The 19,368-nt window shown below is 44.2% G+C and carries 19 protein-coding genes; 12 read left to right on the forward strand and 7 right to left on the reverse strand.

Annotated elements, in window-relative coordinates; translation table 11 throughout:
* Positions 1–73 precede the first annotated feature (73 nt).
* Both HF888_RS04805 and HF888_RS04810 read right to left on the reverse strand, forming a co-directional pair.
* Complete coding sequence (locus HF888_RS04805) at positions 74–826, reverse strand: SDR family NAD(P)-dependent oxidoreductase (protein ID WP_007019077.1); 753 nt, start codon at positions 824–826, stop codon at positions 74–76.
* Positions 827–919: 93 nt separating this feature from the next.
* Positions 920–1,267, reverse strand: a complete 348-nt coding sequence (locus tag HF888_RS04810) for a hypothetical protein (RefSeq protein WP_007019078.1) — start codon at positions 1,265–1,267, stop codon at positions 920–922.
* A 152-nt stretch (positions 1,268–1,419) separates the two neighbouring features.
* Here HF888_RS04810 and HF888_RS04815 point away from each other — a divergent pair, with 152 nt between their 5' ends.
* The gene (locus tag HF888_RS04815; RefSeq protein ID WP_007019079.1) at positions 1,420–2,637 is read left to right on the forward strand and encodes an argininosuccinate synthase; all 1,218 of its coding nucleotides are present in this window, start codon (positions 1,420–1,422) and stop codon (positions 2,635–2,637) included.
* A gap of 92 nt (positions 2,638–2,729) precedes the next feature.
* On the opposite strand, the gene HF888_RS04820 is transcribed toward HF888_RS04815, so the two are convergent.
* The 4 genes from HF888_RS04820 to HF888_RS04835 form a co-directional block, all read right to left on the reverse strand.
* Positions 2,730–3,281: a Tll0287-like domain-containing protein gene (locus HF888_RS04820; protein WP_007019080.1), complete on the reverse strand. Its 552-nt coding sequence runs from the start codon at positions 3,279–3,281 to the stop codon at positions 2,730–2,732.
* Positions 3,282–3,437: 156 nt separating this feature from the next.
* On the reverse strand, positions 3,438–4,520 hold the full coding sequence (locus HF888_RS04825; RefSeq protein WP_007019081.1) for a M48 family metallopeptidase: 1,083 nt from the start codon (positions 4,518–4,520) through the stop codon (positions 3,438–3,440).
* 5 nt (positions 4,521–4,525) lie between these two features.
* A complete protein-coding gene (locus tag HF888_RS04830) occupies positions 4,526–5,539 on the reverse strand; it encodes a YjgN family protein (RefSeq protein ID WP_007019082.1) in 1,014 nt (337 codons plus the stop codon).
* Between the two features lie 93 nt (positions 5,540–5,632).
* Positions 5,633–5,989, reverse strand: a complete 357-nt coding sequence (locus HF888_RS04835; protein ID WP_007019083.1) for a hypothetical protein — start codon at positions 5,987–5,989, stop codon at positions 5,633–5,635.
* A gap of 299 nt (positions 5,990–6,288) precedes the next feature.
* On the opposite strand from HF888_RS04835, the gene HF888_RS04840 reads away from it, so the two are divergent.
* A complete protein-coding gene (locus HF888_RS04840) occupies positions 6,289–7,299 on the forward strand; it encodes a fasciclin domain-containing protein (protein ID WP_007019084.1) in 1,011 nt (336 codons plus the stop codon).
* 180 nt (positions 7,300–7,479) lie between these two features.
* Complete coding sequence (locus HF888_RS04845; protein ID WP_007019085.1) at positions 7,480–9,531, forward strand: TonB-dependent receptor plug domain-containing protein; 2,052 nt, start codon at positions 7,480–7,482, stop codon at positions 9,529–9,531.
* On the opposite strand, the gene nadB is transcribed toward HF888_RS04845, so the two are convergent.
* Positions 9,528–11,105 carry an L-aspartate oxidase gene (gene nadB, locus HF888_RS04850; RefSeq protein WP_007019086.1) on the reverse strand — a complete coding sequence of 526 codons (1,578 nt, stop codon included), beginning with the start codon at positions 11,103–11,105 and terminating at the stop codon, positions 9,528–9,530. The genes HF888_RS04845 and nadB overlap by 4 nt on opposite strands.
* Before the next feature lie 229 nt (positions 11,106–11,334).
* Here nadB and rpoE point away from each other — a divergent pair, with 229 nt between their 5' ends.
* From rpoE to era, 9 genes are all read left to right on the forward strand, one after another.
* On the forward strand, positions 11,335–11,919 hold the full coding sequence (rpoE, locus tag HF888_RS04855) for an RNA polymerase sigma factor RpoE (RefSeq protein ID WP_007019087.1): 585 nt from the start codon (positions 11,335–11,337) through the stop codon (positions 11,917–11,919).
* A gap of 18 nt (positions 11,920–11,937) precedes the next feature.
* A complete protein-coding gene (locus tag HF888_RS04860) occupies positions 11,938–12,516 on the forward strand; it encodes a sigma-E factor negative regulatory protein (RefSeq protein WP_007019088.1) in 579 nt (192 codons plus the stop codon).
* A complete protein-coding gene (locus tag HF888_RS04865; protein WP_007019089.1) occupies positions 12,513–13,532 on the forward strand; it encodes a MucB/RseB C-terminal domain-containing protein in 1,020 nt (339 codons plus the stop codon). Before HF888_RS04860 ends, HF888_RS04865 begins: the two co-directional genes overlap by 4 nt.
* A gap of 33 nt (positions 13,533–13,565) precedes the next feature.
* Positions 13,566–14,033 carry a SoxR reducing system RseC family protein gene (locus tag HF888_RS04870; protein ID WP_007019090.1) on the forward strand — a complete coding sequence of 156 codons (468 nt, stop codon included), beginning with the start codon at positions 13,566–13,568 and terminating at the stop codon, positions 14,031–14,033.
* 23 nt (positions 14,034–14,056) lie between these two features.
* Positions 14,057–15,445, forward strand: a complete 1,389-nt coding sequence (locus tag HF888_RS04875; RefSeq protein WP_007019091.1) for a DegQ family serine endoprotease — start codon at positions 14,057–14,059, stop codon at positions 15,443–15,445.
* A 120-nt stretch (positions 15,446–15,565) separates the two neighbouring features.
* Positions 15,566–17,368: a translation elongation factor 4 gene (gene lepA / locus HF888_RS04880; protein ID WP_168367043.1), complete on the forward strand. Its 1,803-nt coding sequence runs from the start codon at positions 15,566–15,568 to the stop codon at positions 17,366–17,368.
* Positions 17,369–17,429: 61 nt separating this feature from the next.
* Positions 17,430–17,798, forward strand: a complete 369-nt coding sequence (locus HF888_RS04885) for a DUF4845 domain-containing protein (RefSeq protein ID WP_007019111.1) — start codon at positions 17,430–17,432, stop codon at positions 17,796–17,798.
* A complete protein-coding gene (rnc, locus tag HF888_RS04890) occupies positions 17,791–18,471 on the forward strand; it encodes a ribonuclease III (RefSeq protein WP_007019112.1) in 681 nt (226 codons plus the stop codon). Before HF888_RS04885 ends, rnc begins: the two co-directional genes overlap by 8 nt.
* Complete coding sequence (era, locus tag HF888_RS04895) at positions 18,468–19,367, forward strand: GTPase Era (protein WP_007019113.1); 900 nt, start codon at positions 18,468–18,470, stop codon at positions 19,365–19,367. Before rnc ends, era begins: the two co-directional genes overlap by 4 nt.
* The last annotated feature ends 1 nt before the right edge of the window (position 19,368 follow it).

A 19,368-nucleotide genomic window follows, 5' to 3' on the forward strand; every position in this document is an offset into this window, starting at 1 on the left:
ATTTTTGTAGTGATTGGATGAGTCGCTTAAGAATTCTTTGTTGCAGTTTTTAAGATGATTAAGCTAATAGAGGTTAATTGGATTTTAGCCAGTTTTTAAATTTCAGGGCTTCAATATGTTGATAAAAAGGAAGTGTGATTGGCAGCAACCAGTTTATCAAACGCGAGATTTGACTCAATTGACTAGGAAAGATGATACGCTGATATTTGGCTAAGCCTTTCAGCGCGGCATTAGCAACTTGTTCAGCGGTTTGAGCAGGCCAAGGAACAGGCGCTTTGGTTTGAAAAAACTCAGTTTTTGTCGCTACCGGACATAGTACGCTGACGCTAGCGTTGTCAGGTTTTTCCCAGCGATACGAGTCTGCCCAGGCAATTAACGCGGATTTGGTTGCGCTGTAAAGAGCGTATCCAGCGAGACTATGATAGCCCATGAAACTGGCGGTTATTAGAATCTGAAAAGGCGTGGAGTAGCGCTCGGCCATGACTTGTGCGGTGTAAATCGGGCTAAAAGTATTGCATGAGAATATGTCGTGAATACGTTGCCAACTTGCTTGTTGCTTCTCGTAATAGGCAAATCCCGCATTAGCAATGAAGATGTCAATCTGGCCTAATTCGCCTTCAGCTAAGTCTAACAGGCCATCGATTTGTTCGGGTTTTGAGATATCTCCCTGATGACATATGACACTATTGGGCAGTTCTGTGCTTATTGGGTTGATATCAGTGGCTAAGATTTTGACGCCTTGGAATTCCGCTAGTTTTTGCGTGAGAGCTAAGCCAATCCCCGATGCAGCACCTGTGATCACGATGTTTTTATTATTGTAGTGCATGTCTTTATCCTTTTTATTCCCAATGTTCCGAGTAACGAGGGATAAAGCATGCTAGATCTTATTGATATTTTTATCAATATTTGATTGGTGATGCTATATTTTGCAGTTAAGCTCGCCTTTGTCAGCACTGGTCATCAGGATAGAGCAGCGATCATTAATTTCCCAAAGTTCACCGCCGCAGCTGATACTGACATCTCTTAATCCGCTATTGATGTAGGCAGCGCATCCTCGCTCCACGGGCTTAAGCTTATCCTGTTTACAAGAAAACCCGAGCTGGTTTCCGGATTCTCGGACGATTTCACAGCTTTGTTCTATATCAAGAAAGTCGAACGGGTAGGAGCCGATATTTGATGCGTTTAGCTCTGTGCTGCCCTCGCCGCAGCCAGTGGCAAGACCTAAAGCCAAGATAAAGCACACGTAAACTATGGAGCGCTTGAGCATGGGAAGACCTGTTGGTTAATTGATCTAATTAAATATAGTCCATAAACCCGTTAGTAGCGGAGTTGCTGCGAAATCGGTAGAATATGCGCCCTTAAGATTTATCTACCGTTTTTATTCGAATTAACGGATAAAATTTTGTTTAGGAGCTACTGATGTCAGACATCAATAAGATCGTATTGGCTTACTCTGGTGGATTGGACACTTCGGTCATCGCGAAATGGCTACAAGAAGAGTACAACGCCGAGATTGTTACTTTTACCGCAGACCTTGGTCAGGGTGAAGAGTTGGAGCCAGCCCGCAAAAAAGCCGAAGCCATGGGCATTAAAGAGATCTTTATTGATGACTTGCGAGAAGAATTCGCACGTGACTTCGTATTTCCAATGTTCCGCGCAAACGCAATCTATGAAGGTGAGTATTACTTAGGTACTTCTATTGCTCGCCCTTTAATTGCGAAGCGTTTAATTGAAATCGCAAATGAAACGGGTGCGGATGCCATCGCTCACGGTGCTACTGGTAAAGGTAATGACCAAGTGCGTTTCGAGCTGGGTGCGTATGCATTGTCACCTAACATCCAGGTAATTGCGCCTTGGCGCGAGTGGGATTTGAATTCCCGTGAAAAACTCATGGCCTATTGTGAAGAGCACAATATTCCAGTTGAGAACAAGCAAGGTAAAAAGTCGCCGTATTCCATGGACGCGAACCTGCTTCATATCTCCTATGAGGGTGATTTAATTGAAGATCCTTGGGCTGAGCCTGAGGAAGATATGTGGTTATGGACCAAGTCGCCAGAGGCGGCGCCAGATGAGCCAACTTACATTGAATTGACATACAAGCAGGGCGATATCGTGGCGATTGATGATAAAGCCATGTCCCCAGCGGAAGTCATGGAACACTTAAACAAAGTGGCGGGTGAAAATGGTATCGGTCGTACCGATATTGTAGAAAATCGCTATGTGGGTATGAAAGCGCGTGGTTGTTACGAGACGCCAGCGGGTTTTGTAATGCTTAAAGCACACCGTGCTATCGAGTCGATTACTCTGGACCGAGATGCCGCGCACTTGAAAGATGAAATGATGCCTCGCTATGCAGAGTTGATCTACAACGGTTACTGGTGGAGCCCTGAGCGCAAGATGCTTCAAGCGGCAATCGATCAAACCCAGGAAAACGTTAACGGTAAAGTTCGTTTGAAGCTGTACAAAGGCAATATCATTGTTGTGGGTCGTACCAGTGACGAGTCTTTATTTGATGAGAAGATTGCAACGTTTGAAGATGATGCAGGTTCTTATGATCAAAAAGACGCTGCGGGCTTTATCAAGTTAAACGCATTGCGTTTGCGTGTTGCTGCTAAGAAGGGCCGCAAACTACTATAAGTTTTAGTCGACATGTTAGCGTAATAAAAAAGGGGCTCTGGCCCCTTTTTTATATGTTACGTTTGTTGCTGATCTTTATTTTGATACTTGTCTTAGTGTTGATATTTGACAATAAATGCCCCACGTAGGTCTCCTTGCTTGAAACCCGTTGCTTGGTCATTGGGGTATAGCTCAGTCAGCTTTGTTTTGACCGCTGGATTTAATTCGTTGCCATGACAAGTTAAACAAGGCTTTCCTGTACCGATGGCTTTGATGTAATACCAGCCGTCATCTCTTTCTTCTACTTTGTCTAAGCTGTCTATCTTTTCGCCCTCGGCCAGACGTTGTTCAAATTCTTTTAATATTTCTTTTTGCCATGAGCTTGCTTGATTCTGAGGATTCCTAATCTTTAGAGCCGTGCGACTAATAACATAAGCACCATTACTGTGTTGTTGTGCAATTGCAGGGGCGCTGACATTGCACACGTTTATGGCCGCAACAGGCCCTTGGCTTTTCATTGTTGTAACAAGCGTTGTTTTTAAATCATTGGCAAACGCTTTAATTGTCTGTTTAGCCTCATCTTGAGAGGGCGTTGCTGTACTTAGGCTGGCACCCATTAAAAACAACAAACCTGAAAGCGTGGTTGCAAGGTTAAATCGGATCATAGGGTTATCCTTGTATTAGATTTTTCTAATTAAGGAATATAGAATATAAGTGCGACAGATACAACCATGCCCAGATTGTTATCTACATTCGGTACAACAGGGAGTGGGGTGATGGCAGAACAGTATACCGTTTAGCCATCTCCGATGACGTGTCGGCTACTGAGCGAGCTTGATTCGTTCTTGCGTCATCGGGTGTGTCGAGAAGTATTTGCTCCACTTATTCTCAGGGTTAGATTCATCACCTGCTAGCCGTTTCATAATATCGGCAAAATATTGAGGGCTAATACCTTGATCCTTCAAAGCACTAATCGCGTATTGGTCCGCTTCTATCTCAAAATCACGAGAATATTGTAAATCCAACAATAGAACGGGTAAGCCCGCGATAAGTTCCGCGCTTTCCAGATCACCCGTCATGAGTAGTAATATAACCCAAGTAACTGCGCCTTGAATGGATCGTCGCAGTATATGCTTATGTTGTAAGTGTCCCAGCTCATGAAATGCGATGGCCAATAATTCGTGATCGTGTTCAATAATTTCGATTAGCCCATCGGTAAAAACAATATTGCCATCAGGGAGCGCAAATGCGTTGGCTATGGATTCTAGTTCACCATCACTCGACTTGTCAGAGGTAAATCTTCGAAAATGAATCTTTAACTCCTGATCCGCATACTGCTCTAAGTATGGCGTAAGTAATTGTTTAATTTCTTCTTGTTTCGTATTCGTTAATTGGCTGGGAGTAAAAAGTGTTGTGTCGAGCACGTAAAGTGCGCTGTCACCTTCTTCTAGAGAATCGATAGGTAATTGATGAGCGGCGGCGTTGGCGATAGCCGGAATGCCATAAATAAAAAAGCCCCAGCAAAATAGCATTGTAAAAATGATAGAAGCAAAGATCATAGACGAATTGCTTTCTAGTTTATGTAGGATGTTGTTATGTTTACTCTTAGAAATGCTAGAACGTAATGAGTCCATTTCAGAAAGAGCAGAACTTACAAAAAGGCTTCCCTCATCAATGCTAATTTCTCGAGGTGTATCGCCAAGAGGTGATTCGAACGTCAGTTGATGGCTGCGATACTGGTGGCGTTTTAGTATCGAGCCATCTTTCGAAACTTCTTCGATTTGAATGAAGAAGTGGTGCTCTGAGTCGCTAGTATTGCTGTGGGCAACTAGCCGAGCGGGAATGCCTTTGCTGCATTCTCCGCTAAAAAACTCACCCTCGATCGTAAACTGACGTTCGCTCATTTGGGTTATACGCCTAGATCAAACACGTTACCGAGTTCATCGCCCAGCGCGTTGCTGTCTTGTGCTTGTGCAGCTGTGAAATTCTCTAGACTTCCGACGACATTTAGCTCAACGTTCTCACTCACGAACTTAGCCATTCGAACTTGCGCTGCAGGCAAGTAAAGGCCTAGTGTGATCATGGTTAAAAAGGTGTTGATGATGAGTACTTTGGCGAAACCAACAGCAGGCACTTGAGCGACAAAGCGATGCTCTTCAATTTCGGTTTGATTAAACATTAAGTTAAGAATACTTGTACTCATGTAAACCATTAGCGCAAAGTAACCTACGATCATGACAAGAATTGAAACGGGAGCAAGTGACATAAATTGAAGTGCCCATACGACAAACCAAAGCATCAAACCAGCACCAATAAGTGTCAACATGATGATACCGTAGTCTCCGTAGGTAGCTTTGTAGTCGAAGCGACTTGTTCCATAGCTTGTATTCGCAATAGTGAATTGATGTGATTTTAGAATGGCCATCGGCATAAGTATGCCCAAGGATAAAACGCCTAAAATAGGCCATACAATATAGGCCATGAGAGCTTCTAAATAGTTGCCGTGGAAGCCAAAGCGAATATTGCGGTATGCACTCATGTTACGATCAAATGTTTGGGCACGACAGATAATCCAAGGCACTGCAATCAAAAAACAAATGGCAAGGCCTAAGCCGAGCACTGGACTCATTTGAGATATCACTGAATAAGCAATGAAAATTGCGATCGCAATGAGTCGGCCTTTTAAGATAGTTATGGGGCTCGCTAGATATCGAAAATTGTGGTTATCAATATAAAGATTTGAATAAAAGTAGCGTTTGTTGCGGACCGTCGCCCAAGCGCTGTAAATACCAAAGGTCACTATGGTTAATAGGATATTAACAATCCAAATTTTAAAATATTCTGTGCCATCGCCTTTGAATTGGAATTGGCACGATTGGATTGAGCCACTTTGCTCAGCAGCTGGAGTCGTAAGTTCGTCCATTGAATAGATTGCCTTATTATGATTTTAGTATGATTAAGCAAGCGTGTATAACGTCTTCCTTGAAGGGCGCAGATATTAGAAAAAAGCCGTACTTTAATCAATGTTTTTCTGTAGGCTATTTCTTTTGGCTCGGCGATAGCTATCGAGCATTCCAATAGACCAGAGTAGTAATAATCCGCCATAAATAAAATTGATTTGTCGGTCCGATAATAATCCTGGTGTTTGCTGAATCTGCTCTCGAATTTGCAGAATATTAAGTGACAAGTCCCCGTAGACGATTTGTTGGGCAATGATTTGTGCTTTGTAATTGGCTTCTATCAAAAGCGGAATAAATAAAAGCGCGGTCACTAGGATGAAGATTGAGCCTAGTACTTTATTCTTAGTAAGGAAATAACCGGAACCTGGAAAGATAAAGGCTGAGTAAAGAAGGGCTTTGTGTTGAATTTGCATAATATCGATGTATCGAAAAATAAGTCATTAATCCCAAGTGTGATCAATGTCACACATAATTTCCATGTGAAAAATCTTTTCATTACGTGGAGTTTTCACTAACGGTTTATATCATAAAAATTGTTTTAAAGAATTTTTTGTTAATGGACTTGATTCAGACCAAGTGAAAACAAGTGTTTACATAAATAGATCTAAATTACTTATAAATAAGAACGAAATCTTGTTGTTTATTTTATCAATCCAAAAGAAGAGTCCATTCCGTAGTTCTCAGCACCTACTAAACAGGAAGGAGAACCACAATGAAAAAACTACTTTTACCGCTAACACTTGTTTCCTCAGTCATTCTGGCTGGCTGTGGTAGTGATGACGATGACAGCCGAACAACGGTTGTTGATGTTGCTCAGGGTGACGACCGCTTTACGACGCTCGTTACCGCGATTGAAACCGCCGGTCTTGCCGCTACCTTAGAAGGAGACGGTCCATTTACTGTTTTTGCTCCTACTAACGAAGCTTTTGCAGAGTACCTAACTGACAATGGGTTGGAAGCGACAGATTTGCTTGCTGCCGACAGCCTTGCCGATATCCTGACCTACCACGTATTGCCTGTTGAAGCCGATTCTACAGCGGCTGCAAGCATTGCAGGTTCAGAAAGCGCTAACGACCAGTTAGTTGAAACTGTTTACGGTGACGACGTTCTACTATCATTGAGCGGTTCAGATTTATTAGTTAACGATGCCACGGTTGTTCAGGCAGATGTGCAAGCTGACAACGGTGTGATTCATGCCATCGATTCTGTTTTAGAGATCCCTGAAAAAAATGCGTTATCTGACGAGAACAAAACAATCACTGAACTGGTTGTTGCTTTGGCTGGAGCGCAGACAGGAGCTGAGTTTACTGTCCTTAAAGACGCTGTTGTTGCGGCAGGTCTTGATGACGATTTAGGCGGTGAAGGCCCGTTTACTGTATTCGCGCCAACTGATGCGGCATTTGCTGACCTGTTGCAAAATGCTCAAGGCGGCCCTTATGATGATTTGAACGATCTAGTGAATGCACTCGGACTTGAGGCGGTAACGGATATCCTTCTTCAGCACGTGGTATCGGCCAAAGTAAACAGTAACGTTGTTGTATTGGCTGATGGTGTGTCTCTCGCGACATTAAATGATGAGCAAAGCATTACCATTGGCGTGTCGAATGGTTCGGTGACGGCTGATGGATCAAATGTTTCAGTCACAGATGTTTATGCGTCAAATGGTATTATCCACGTTATCGACACCGTGATTACTACGGACGATAACCCATCAGCACAATAGTTTTTCTTTAAGAGCTGAAAAAAACCCTCCAATATTGGAGGGTTTTTTTGTTTTATCCTGACATTTCTAAATTTTTTGGCATAATGAAATCAAACACGGAATGTGAGCGCACACTGACTAATTCGTGACCAAATAATGGACTATGCTTATTGAATAGTTGATTTTTAGGGTAGTGATTTCATGCCGAAGATGGTGCCACTTCTATATAGCGCCTTGTTGAGTACCTTCATATGTCAAGTAAACGCTTTACAATTAGCTGAGCTCGATAGTTTTGACTTGGATACCTTGTCTCCTACAGATGAAATCCCGGTCGTTCTCACCGCTGCCCGCCTTCGTCAATCGCAATTGGATACCCCTGCTTCCGTGACCGTTATTGAATCCGAGACCATCGCTGCTCTAGGATTTAAGGACATCGAAGAAATATTTCGCTTAGTGCCAGGTATGTTGGTGGGCTACCACAGTGGGGTAGGTGAAAAAGCCCCTAGTGTTTCTTATCACGGCACGTTATTGCCAGAGCATCGTCGCCTTCAGGTATTGATTGATGGCCGTAGTGTTTTTAAACCGGGTTTGGCCAGAGTAGAGTGGCTCGATATTCCACTAGCAATAGAAGATATTGATCGTATCGAAGTCATTCGCGGTCCCAACTCTGCAGCCTATGGCGCGAACTCCTATTTGGGGGTCATTAACATTTTGACTAAGCACCCCGAAGTAACCGGTGGTAATACAGCAAAAGTTAGATTGGGCGGCAGAAATACACAGGACTCTTACTTTAATTTTAATAACCGCGTAGCAGATACGGATATCCGATTTACCCTGGCGTCCAAACAAGAGTCTGGTTTTGACTACTTAAATGACGGCAAAGAAGAGAACCCAGACGATCATACAGGCTGGCATTTTATGCTGCGCACCCACACCCCAATTTCTTCACAGACCAAATTAGAAACCCAGTTGGGCTATAAGGACAGCGTGAATGGTCAAAGGGAAATCTATGGCGATTATGTCGATTATCTTGAGCAGGTTGATATTGAAGCAAAAGATACGTTTGCGTGGTTGAAGGGGGTTCATGAATTCTCTCAGAATCAAATATCGCATTTACAAGTCTATTGGCAGGACTTTGATCGAGTCGAAGAGTGGGCGGCCTGTTTACGAGAGGACATTTTTGGTTTACCAATGAAATGTGGTGAGCTCAATAAAAATATGTATGAAACAAAATCTGAGTTGGAGTTTCAGCATACGAGTGTATGGAATACTGATGCTCGCTCGGTAGCAGGGTTCAGATATCGTCTTGATGAGTTGGAGTCCGACACCGTTAATGATGGTTACTCTAGTAATGAGAATATAAGCGCGTTTTTGAATGTGGAGTATCGCTTATCAGAAAACTGGATTACGAATCTTGGGGCAATGTACGAGGAAGATGAGTTAAATGGATATGATTTCTCGCCGCGGTTGGCGTTAAATTATTTAATCGGTACATCGCAGACTTTACGTTTTATTTATTCTGAGGCCATTCGCTCTCCAGATCTTTATGAAAAACAAGGGCGGCTGCAGTTCACTTTAGAGAATGGATATACTCCGGGGGGAGAGCCTTTAGTGCCAGTTGTTTTACCATTTGGTACAGCCACTGGGGAAATTGACAATGAAACCATCTATAGCCATGAAATTAGTTACTTTGGCTTGTTGCCAAGTATTCATGCTCAGTTAGATATTAAGCTGTTTTATGACCGCTTAAATGGGCTAATATCGGAGTCTTTAGATCACTCACCGTCGAATCCCTTGTCAAATGGACGAAAGTTGCAGATGTCTGGGATAGAGGGTCAGTTTAAATGGAATCCTTCGACCTTTAATACACTCTTAGTGAGTTTTGCCTATATTGATACTGAGGATGACTTTCCTCAAAACTATGATGATGGTGTTTTCACCCGAGATTCTGAGCGTGAAACAACACTGTCTGCGGATATTAGTGGGTCATTGAGTTGGATTCACAGTTTCAATACGGATGCTTCGTTCGCGGCGACTTATTATCACGTAGATAACTGGAACCCCATTACTTATGGCTTTCAATTCTCTCGGTTAGATTTGGCCTACACAGATCAAATTAGGTTAATGGCTGAGCAGGGTGTTGAACTAAAGCTGAACATGCAATACCGTCTGGACGATGATCCTTTGAACCGCCCCAAAAACAATTACGCAGACGATTATTTATTTTACGGATCCATCGCCTACAGATTCTAAGGTGTTAGCACAGTATCATAGGCCACGGGCAGTAAGTCTGGATGGCTCAATGAAAAATGTAAGCCACGGCTTTCTTTGCGTAGCATGGCACATTGAATGATTAAGCCGGACACCTCAACCAAGTTACGCAGCTCCAATAAGTCGCTAGTTACCTTGTGATTAGTGTAAAACTCTTTGATTTCATTTTTTAATAGATCGACACGGTGTTGCGCTCGCAATAGGCGCTTGTCTGTGCGCACGATGCCCACATAGTCCCACATGAAGCGGCGCAGTTCCTCCCAGTTGTGACTAATAACCACGTCTTCATCACTGTCAGTCACTTGGCTTTCATCCCAGTCAGGCGCAAAAGGTACGTCTAATTTTTGTTTAATAATGTTCTCTATGTGCTGTGCTGCACTGCGGCCATAAACCACACACTCAAGCAAGGAGTTGCTCGCCAAGCGATTGGCACCGTGTAATCCGGTATGGGCGCATTCTCCCACTGCGTATAGATTGGGAATGTCTGTGCGGCCCATTTCATCCGTAACAATGCCTCCGCAGGTGTAGTGAGCGGCAGGTACAACGGGAATGGGCTGTTTACTCATATCAATCCCAAATTCGAGGCAGCGTTCATAAATTGTAGGGAAATGTTCGATGATGAATTCTTTGGGTTTATGGCTGATATCAAGGTACAGGCAATCAGCCCCCAGGCGTTTCATTTCATGGTCTATGGCGCGAGCCACAATATCCCGTGGCGCTAGCTCAGCTCGCTCATCAAAGTTATGCATGAAGCGTGAGCCGTCAGGAAGTAGCAGGTAGCCGCCTTCACCGCGTACCGCTTCGGTTATTAAAAAGCTTTTTGCCTGTGGGTGATATAAACAAGTGGGATGGAACTGGTTGAATTCCATATTGGCTACGCGACAGCCTGCGCGCCAAGCCATGGCAATACCATCTCCGGAAGTCCCATCGGGGTTGCTGGTATATAAATAGGATTTACTCGCTCCTCCTGAGGCAATGACGACGGTACGAGCGCGATAGGTTTCCACATGACCTGAGTCTTCATTGAGAACATATGCGCCAATGACGCCTTTGCCTGGCAAGTTGAATTTCTCACAAGTAATGAGATCAATAGCTACGCGATGTTCAAAAAGCGTGATATTGCTATGGCTTTTAGCTTGACCAATTAACGCTTCGCTTACTGCGACCCCTGTGGCATCAGCAGCATGAATGATGCGCCTGTGACTATGCCCGCCTTCTTTAGTCAGATGGTATTCACCATTTTCTTTGCTGAATTGTACCTGTTGGTCAATCAACCATTTAATGGCGTCACGACCGTTTTCAACCGTATGTTTCACTGCATTGTAATTGCAAAGCCCAGCGCCGGCATTAAGCGTATCTTCGATATGTGCTTGGCTTGTGTCTTCGTCATCTAACACAGCGGCAATACCGCCTTGCGCCCAGCGTGTGCTTCCACTTTGTAACGTGTCTTTGCTCAAGACGGCAACTTTTGCGTGCTCGGCCACATTCAGTGCCACAGATAGGCCGGCAGCGCCGCTGCCAATGACCAAAACATCGAATACTTGTCGTTGATCCATAGATTCTCACCTGATAAGTGGCCAGTACTATACTGCCATAAAGCAAAGACGTCATCGGCCTGATAGAATGAGGGCAAATATTTTCGCTCATGTGATGAACTTTTAACTCATCCTTGATTCCAATAACCTTATTGAACGCAATGATTATAACGTTCACCACTTGTTCTACCTATAGCGACACACAAATCTAATACGGAACAGGGGTAAACGTGCCATGCACGGGGGAGTGATGGATTCTGACGACCAATTGGTAGCCAGAGTAAAAAAGGGCGATAAGCGCGCTTTTGACTTACTGGTTTTAAAGTATCAGCACAAAATAATGTCTCTGATTTCTCGCTACGTGCAGGACTCAGCGGAGATACAAGATGTGGCGCAAGAAGCTTTCATTAAAGCTTATCGCGCATTGAAGAATTTCCGTGGAGACAGTCAATTTTATACTTGGCTATACCGAATTGCGGTGAACACTGCGAAGAATTACTTGGTAAGTCAGGGACGTCGTCCGCCTCAACAAGATATTGATGTGGATGATGCGGAACAATTTAACCCAAGTGCGTCTCTAAAGGATGTAGCTAGCCCTGATCGGTTGTTAGCGAGAGATGAGCTGAAAGCTAAAGTCTTTGAAGCCATGGAGGCTTTGCCGGATGAGCTAAGGACTGCAATCAATCTTCGTGAGCTAGAAGGAATGAGTTACGAAGAGATCAGTGAGGTTATGGACTGTCCCATCGGAACGGTGCGCTCACGTATTTTCCGAGCACGTGAGGCGATTGATAAAGCCATCACGCCGTTAATGGAACAAACCGAGAAAACAGCATAGTGCTGTAGAGAGGTGATTATGAGTGAAAAAGAATACGAATCCCTATCCTCCTTGATGGACGGCGAAGCGGATGAGATGAGTGTGCATCGTCTGTTGGGTAAGGTTGATAAGAATCCAGAGCTGAAAGCGAAATGGAGCCGTTATCACCTTGCGCAGGACATATTGAAAGGCCAGAGCTCTGAACACAGTGAGCTAGATGTTAGTGGTTTGGTTTCAAGTGCAATTGCAGGAGAGTCCACGCCAAAGTCTGAGCGTCCTTGGTTGAAAGCGATTGGCGGTATGTCAATTGCAGCCAGTGTAGCTTTCGCGGTTGTGGTAGGGACGCAGTTTGCACTGCCAGGGGCCCAAGACTCTTCATTCCAAGTGGCATCTAAGCCTAGTGAAGAAATTGTCAAACCTGCTGATGTCGTGCGCAGTGAAACCATGATCGCTCAGCAATCAGATAGTTTGAACGAAGAAGAACTAAGACAAGCGCAAAATCGTTTAAACGATTACTTGAAGCAACACGCTCAAGATAGCGCACTAGGACAAGGTCAAACAGCGATGCCGTTCGCCCGAGTGGTGAATTTCGAGAACAACAAAAAAGGTCGTGAATGATTTCCTCTTTCGGTTCTGTGGTTAAAGCTCTGAAGACTATGTGCATGGTGGTTACGCTGACAGCGTTTTCCCAAGCACATGCAGAAGTAACGCAGCAAGAAGACACCTCATCGAACGATCTTCGGCAGTCACTGACTGCTGAAGGTTGGTATCAAACCATGCGGGAGCGCGCTCCCGAGGCCCATTATCAGGGCATTTTTGTGCATCAGGCGGGTAACGAGAGTCAAACTGTAGAAATTGTACATGGTACGCACCAAGACGCTATTTGGGAGCGTCTTCTTCATTTGGATGGACCGGTTCGTGAAGTGATTCGACAGGGAGACGCTGTGTATTGCATTTACCCCGATCGAAGCGTTGAGCAAATCCAGCAAAAAGACAGTACGCCCTTTGGAAGTAATTCTTTAGGCCAGTTGAATCAACTTCAGACTGCATATGGTTTTCGAATGTTGGGTCAAGAGAGAATCGTCGGGCGTTTGGCTATGGGTATTCAATTAGTGCCACGAGATAAAGCTCGCCATGTATACCAAATGTGGATTGATCAGCAGACTTTTGTACCCCTGCGTACCGAGTTAATGACTTTGAAGGGTGAGATTTTGGAGCGTTATCAATTTGCGTATTTTAGTCCAGTCGAAACATTATCGGTTGACGCGTTTGCTCCAAAGACCCCAGGTGTTGAGCTAGCAGAGGCACCACAGGATGAAGTATTGAAGTCAACGCCAGAAGATGTGATTGAATGGCGTTTGAATTGGTTACCAGTCGGTTTCGCAGACCAAGGAGCCAAAGGTTATGCACCAAAGCTATCAGCGAGACGTATATATAGTGACGGCATCGTTATGTTTTCAGTATTTGTTGAAGCCGTTGATGAAATTAAAGATCAAGGTTTTGCTAGGGTCGGCCCCACCGTCTTATCGGTTATGCACAAAGATTGGCAGGATCAAACACATCGCATCACGGTTGTGGGTGAGATTCCTGCGGCTACAGCAAAGCGCATTGCCGAAAGTGTAGAGTTGTTGTAAAAAGTCGCGTTTTTAATTGCTTGGCAGTGAACTATGATTGAAGAGACGGCGAAGGTAATTCGAGTAGATGACAATTGGGTATGGGTCCGTGCCATCGCTCAATCTGCCTGTGGTAGCTGTCAGGCTCAGAAAGGATGTGGTCATAGCCTGCTGGCAAAGGTTGGGCAGCGACAGATAGATATACAGCTGCCTCGCCAAGACTATGAGCTTTCCGTCAATGACGACGTCATCATCGGAGTACCTGAACAGGCGGTGTTGCGCTCATCCTTGCTAATGTATGGTGTGCCTTTGTTACTGATGTTGGTGGTAGCAGGGTTGGCCAGTGTTATGTCCTTGGCCGAAGGCGCAGTGATACTACTTGCATTCCTCGCACTGATATCGGGTTTTTTCTATGTTAGCCGGTGGAGCAATACCGCGAGAATAGAGGAATGGCACCCGCGAATTATTCGCAAAGCCTTGAATCAAGAAACGCTTATCCCCATATGTGAAATCAAAGAATAACTGTGATAAAAGACGGAGTTTCTATGAAGTGGTTGATGACACTGGTTTTACTGTTGATGGCAACGCAGGCTTGGTCCAAATTGCCAGATTTTACAGAGCTGGTGCAAGAGTCTAGTCCTGCTGTGGTTAATATCAGTACAACACAGAAAGCCAGCAATCGTTATCATCAGTTCGATTTACCTCAGGGTGTCCCCGACATTTTTCGTCATTTCTTTGGTGTGCCGCCGCAAGCGCCGCGGGGAAATCCTGCGCCTCGAAGTCAGCAAGAACGATCATCTTTGGGCTCGGGCTTTATCGTCAGTGAAGATGGTTATGTCTTGACTAACAATCATGTCATAGACGGGGCGGATCAGATTTTCGTTCGATTAAATGATCGCCGAGAGTTGGAAGCAAAACTAATCGGTTCCGATCCAAGTTCAGATTTAGCATTATTGAAAGTCGACGCAGACAATCTACCGACGGTTGAAATAGGCGACAGCGAAAATCTAAAAGTGGGTGAATGGGTCGTTGCCATAGGTAGCCCGTTTGGTTTCGATTATAGCGTGACAGCAGGTATTGTCAGTGCTAAAGGTAGGAGCTTGCCGAATGAAAACTATGTACCCTTTATCCAAACAGACGTAGCCATTAATCCGGGCAACTCAGGCGGCCCCCTATTCAACTTAGACGGCGAAGTCGTTGGAATTAATTCCCAGATTTATACACGAAGTGGTGGTTTTATGGGGTTAAGTTTCGCTATTCCCATGAATGTTGCCATGGAAGTGGTGGATCAATTAAAAGAAACAGGAACAGTGACCCGCGGTTGGCTTGGAGTGGCTATTCAAGAAGTCGATAAAGAGCTGGCAGAGAGTTTTGGCTTAGACAAAGCGGCAGGTGCTTTAGTTAGCCAAGTCGTTGAAAATGGCCCTGCAGATGCAGCTGGCGTGAAATATGGTGATATCATCACTGAGTTCAATGGTAAAAAAGTCACATTGAGTTCTGATTTGCCACATCTTGTCGGTCGCGTGCGTCCAGGTACGAAGGCGAAGCTTCGCATTATTCGCCATGGTAAAGCGAAAACATTGAACGTAGAAATCGGAGCCCTCCCCAATGGTGGCGATGTCATCGCCAGCAATAGCAATATGCCGCAGCAAAGTAAGAGTAATCGCTTGGGTATAGAGGTAGTTGAGCTAACCCAAGAACAGCGTAAAAAATGGGATGCTACTGGTGTAATGGTTAAGTCTGTTAAACAAGGGCCGGGTGCCAATGCTGGTTTGATCAATGGTGATGTTATCACCATGATTTATGGTGAAATTATTCGAGACATGAGTGATTTTAACCGAATCGCTGAACAACTACCCGCTGGGCGAAGTGTTCCTATGCGCATCGTGCGTCGAGGGGCTCCTATGTTCATTCCATTGCGCATAAATCAGTAATCGAACTGTAAACAGCAGGGCTATCGGCCCTGCAGCCCCTTTTGTTTCTAGCTTCCGCTATCCTGTTTCTAGGATTTAGTGTAATATCTCGGCATTTTTCCAGTATCAGGTTGATTGTTTGTGAGTAGTCTCGAACACATACGTAACTTTTCTATTATCGCCCATATTGATCACGGTAAATCCACTTTGGCTGACCGATTCATTCAGCATTGCGAAGGCTTAAGTGATCGTGAAATGCAGCAACAAGTGCTTGATAGCATGGATCTTGAGCGCGAGCGCGGCATTACCATCAAGGCACAAAGCGTTACTCTGAACTACAAAGCCAAAGATGGGAAAACCTACCAGTTAAACTTCATTGATACTCCTGGACACGTCGACTTCAGTTATGAGGTTTCACGTTCTCTGGCTGCTTGTGAAGGCGCTCTATTAGTGGTTGATGCGGCGCAAGGGGTTGAAGCTCAGTCTGTAGCGAATTGCTATACCGCTATTGAACAAGACTTGGAAGTAGTGCCGGTTCTTAACAAAATCGACTTACCTCAGGCCGATCCAGAAAAAGTTTCTCAGGAAATCGAAGACATTATCGGAATTGATGCCACTGAGGCTGTGCAATGCTCTGCCAAAAATGGCATTGGTATTGAAGATGTGCTTGAGGACATGATTAAACGCATTCCGCCACCAGAGGGTGACTTAGATGGCGATCCTCAAGCGTTAATTATTGACTCTTGGTTTGATAGCTATTTGGGTGTTGTATCCTTAGTTCGAATTACAAATGGCCGCTTGAAAAAAGGCGATAAAATCCGTATCAAGAGCACTGGCCGTGATTGGTCTATCGATTCATTGGGAATCTTCACACCTAAGCGCACGGTGACAAATGAGCTAGCGGCAGGTGAAGTAGGTTTTATGTGCGCCGGTATTAAAGACATCCATGGTGCGCCTGTGGGTGATACCATTGTAGCGAGTAAAAAGGCCGATGAAACACCTACTCTACCTGGTTTTGAAAAGGTAAAACCGCAAGTCTATGCGGGTTTGTTTCCTGTTTCCTCCGATCAATATGAAGACTTCCGCGATGCGTTAGACAAACTATCATTAAATGACGCGTCTTTGTTCTTTGAGCCAGAAAGCTCAGATGCTTTGGGTTTTGGTTTCCGCTGTGGTTTCTTGGGTATGCTACATATGGAGATCATACAAGAACGTTTAGAGCGAGAATATAATATTGATCTTATTACTACTGCCCCGACAGTGGTATATGAGTTAGAACTTTCGGACGGCGAAGTCATTGAAGTCGCTAACCCTTCACGTTTGCCAGACCCAAGTAAAATCGCAGAAATGCGTGAACCCGTATGCCAAGCTAATATTCTGGTCCCGCAAGACTTGGTAGGTAATGTCATTACCTTATGTGCTGAAAAGCGCGGTATTCAAAAAGACATGAACTTTACTGGTTCTCAGGTGAGTTTGAATTATGAAATTCCGATGAGTGAGGTAGTGGGTGATTTCTTTGATCGCTTGAAATCTTGCTCTAAAGGCTTTGCGTCTTTGGATTACAGTTTTAGTCACTTTCAGGCGGCACCATTAGTGCGTATGGATGTACTGATTAATGGCGATCGAGTGGATGCACTTGCTGTGATCATTCATAAAGATAAAACCCGCACCTATGGTCGAGCTCTTTGCGAAAAGTTAGCAGAGTTGATTCCTCGCCAGATGTTTGATGTAGCCATTCAGTCTGCTATTGGCAATCAGATTGTGAGTCGCTCAACGGTAAAGGCTCTGCGTAAAAACGTGACAGCGAAATGTTACGGCGGTGATGTAAGTCGTAAGAAAAAGCTGTTGCAGAAGCAGAAAGAAGGTAAGAAGCGTATGAAACAGTTAGGCAATGTTGAAGTGCCTCAGTCTGCTTTCCATGCGGTTTTGTCGGTTGATAGTTAATTTTTTCGAATGATTCATCTGTTTTTGAATAAATAATACAACAATAAAAAAGGTAGAACCCATGACATTGAAAAAGCAATATGGTGCAAGCGCCATTACGATGTTGGTTATATTGGTCTTGGCTTTTTCTGGTTTTGTGACCTTATTAAAAGTGGTTCCCGTCTATACAGATGATATGGCAGTAGAAACGATCTTTACTAATATTCAAGAAGAACTATCTGACAAAGATAGGCCATCCCGTAGTGCATTATTCGATAAGATTCAAAAACGCATGGATATCAACGGCGTCAGTAACTTAATGGAATATGTAGAGGTGGGTGGCAAAGGCTCAACTATTATTATAGAAATGAATTACGAGCGTCGTGTTCCGTTGGTGGCCAATTTGGAACTTGTAGCAACCTTTAACCACTATATTGATCTCAGTGAATAATCCTCTAATAAAATTAAGCCAGCGTATTGGCTACACATTTAATGACATCAGCTTCTTTGAGCTGGCGTTGACCCATCGCAGTAAAGGTGGAAAAAATAACGAACGTCTGGAGTTTCTAGGAGACTCCATTGTCAATTTCGTGGTTGCAGAAGCTTTATTTGAGAAATTCCCTCAAGCAAAAGAGGGTAAATTATCGCGTTTGCGTGCAGGGTTGGTTCGAGGAACTACTCTAGCAGAATTAGCCCGTGATTTTGACCTAGGTGAGTTTTTACTTTTAGGCTCAGGCGAATTGAAGAGTGGTGGATTTAATCGAGAGTCCATACTGGCTGACGCTGTTGAGGCGATTATTGGCGCTATTTATTTAGACAGTGGCCTTGATACCGTGCGTGAGCGTATTTTAACTTGGTACGGAAAGCGTCTTGATGATTTGCAGTTAGACGACGTTGTAAAAGACGCGAAGACACGCTTACAAGAACACTTACAAAAAAATCAAAGTCGCTTGCCTAAATACGAAGTAATGGAAATCACTGGGCAGGCTCATGATCAAAACTTTAAGGTGAGCTGTTGGGTCGAAACTCTACCTGAAGTGACGATTGGATTAGGAAGTTCTAGACGTTTGGCTGAACAAAGTGCTGCGCAGAAAGCGCTTAATGCTTTGGGAGTTGAATCATGAGTGAGCAAAAGTGCGGCTATATTGCCATAGTAGGTCGTCCTAATGTGGGTAAATCTACCTTATTGAATAATATATTGGGCCAAAAACTCAGTATTACCTCTCGCAAACCGCAAACAACACGCCACCAAATATTGGGCATGAAAACCACGGCCAATGTGCAGGCTATATATGTTGACACACCAGGATTACATGAGGGCTATTCAGAAAAAGCCCTGAACCGATATATCAATAAGGTCGCGACCACCGCCATTAATGATGTTGATTTAGTGGTGTTCCTGATTGACCGCACCAAATGGATGCCAGAAGATCAGAGCGTGTTAGAGAAGATACAGGCGAGTAAGGTGCCTTGTATTCTGGTTATTAACAAGCTGGATCACTTGGCCGATAAGCAATCGTTGCTTCCGTATCTAGAAGAAGTATCCCAACGACACGACTTCAAAGAAGTGTTTCCTATCAGTGCTAAAACTGGATATAACGTAGCAGAGCTTGAGGCTGCTATTGCCCGACAGTTGCCCGAAGGTATGCACTTTTATGACGAAGATCAGTTTACGGACCGAAGTGCCCGATTCTTAGCTGCGGAATTGGTGCGAGAAAAAATCATGCGTTTATTGGGAGACGAATTACCTTACAGTATGACGGTCGAAATTGAACAATTTGAGGAAAGCGAAAACCTCATTACCATACACGCCCTTATTTTGGTTGAGCGCGATGGTCAAAAGAAAATACTGATTGGTGACAAAGGCGAGCGTATCAAGCAAATTGGTCGCGCTGCCCGTCTAGATATGGAAGACATGTTTGGTATGAAAGTCATGTTGCATACTTGGGTGAAGGTGAAAAGTGGTTGGTCTGATGACGAGCGAGCACTTAAATCCTTGGGTTACAACGACTTAGATTAAC

Source organism: Bermanella marisrubri, assembly GCF_012295615.1.
Classification (GTDB): domain Bacteria; phylum Pseudomonadota; class Gammaproteobacteria; order Pseudomonadales; family Oceanobacteraceae; genus Bermanella; species Bermanella marisrubri.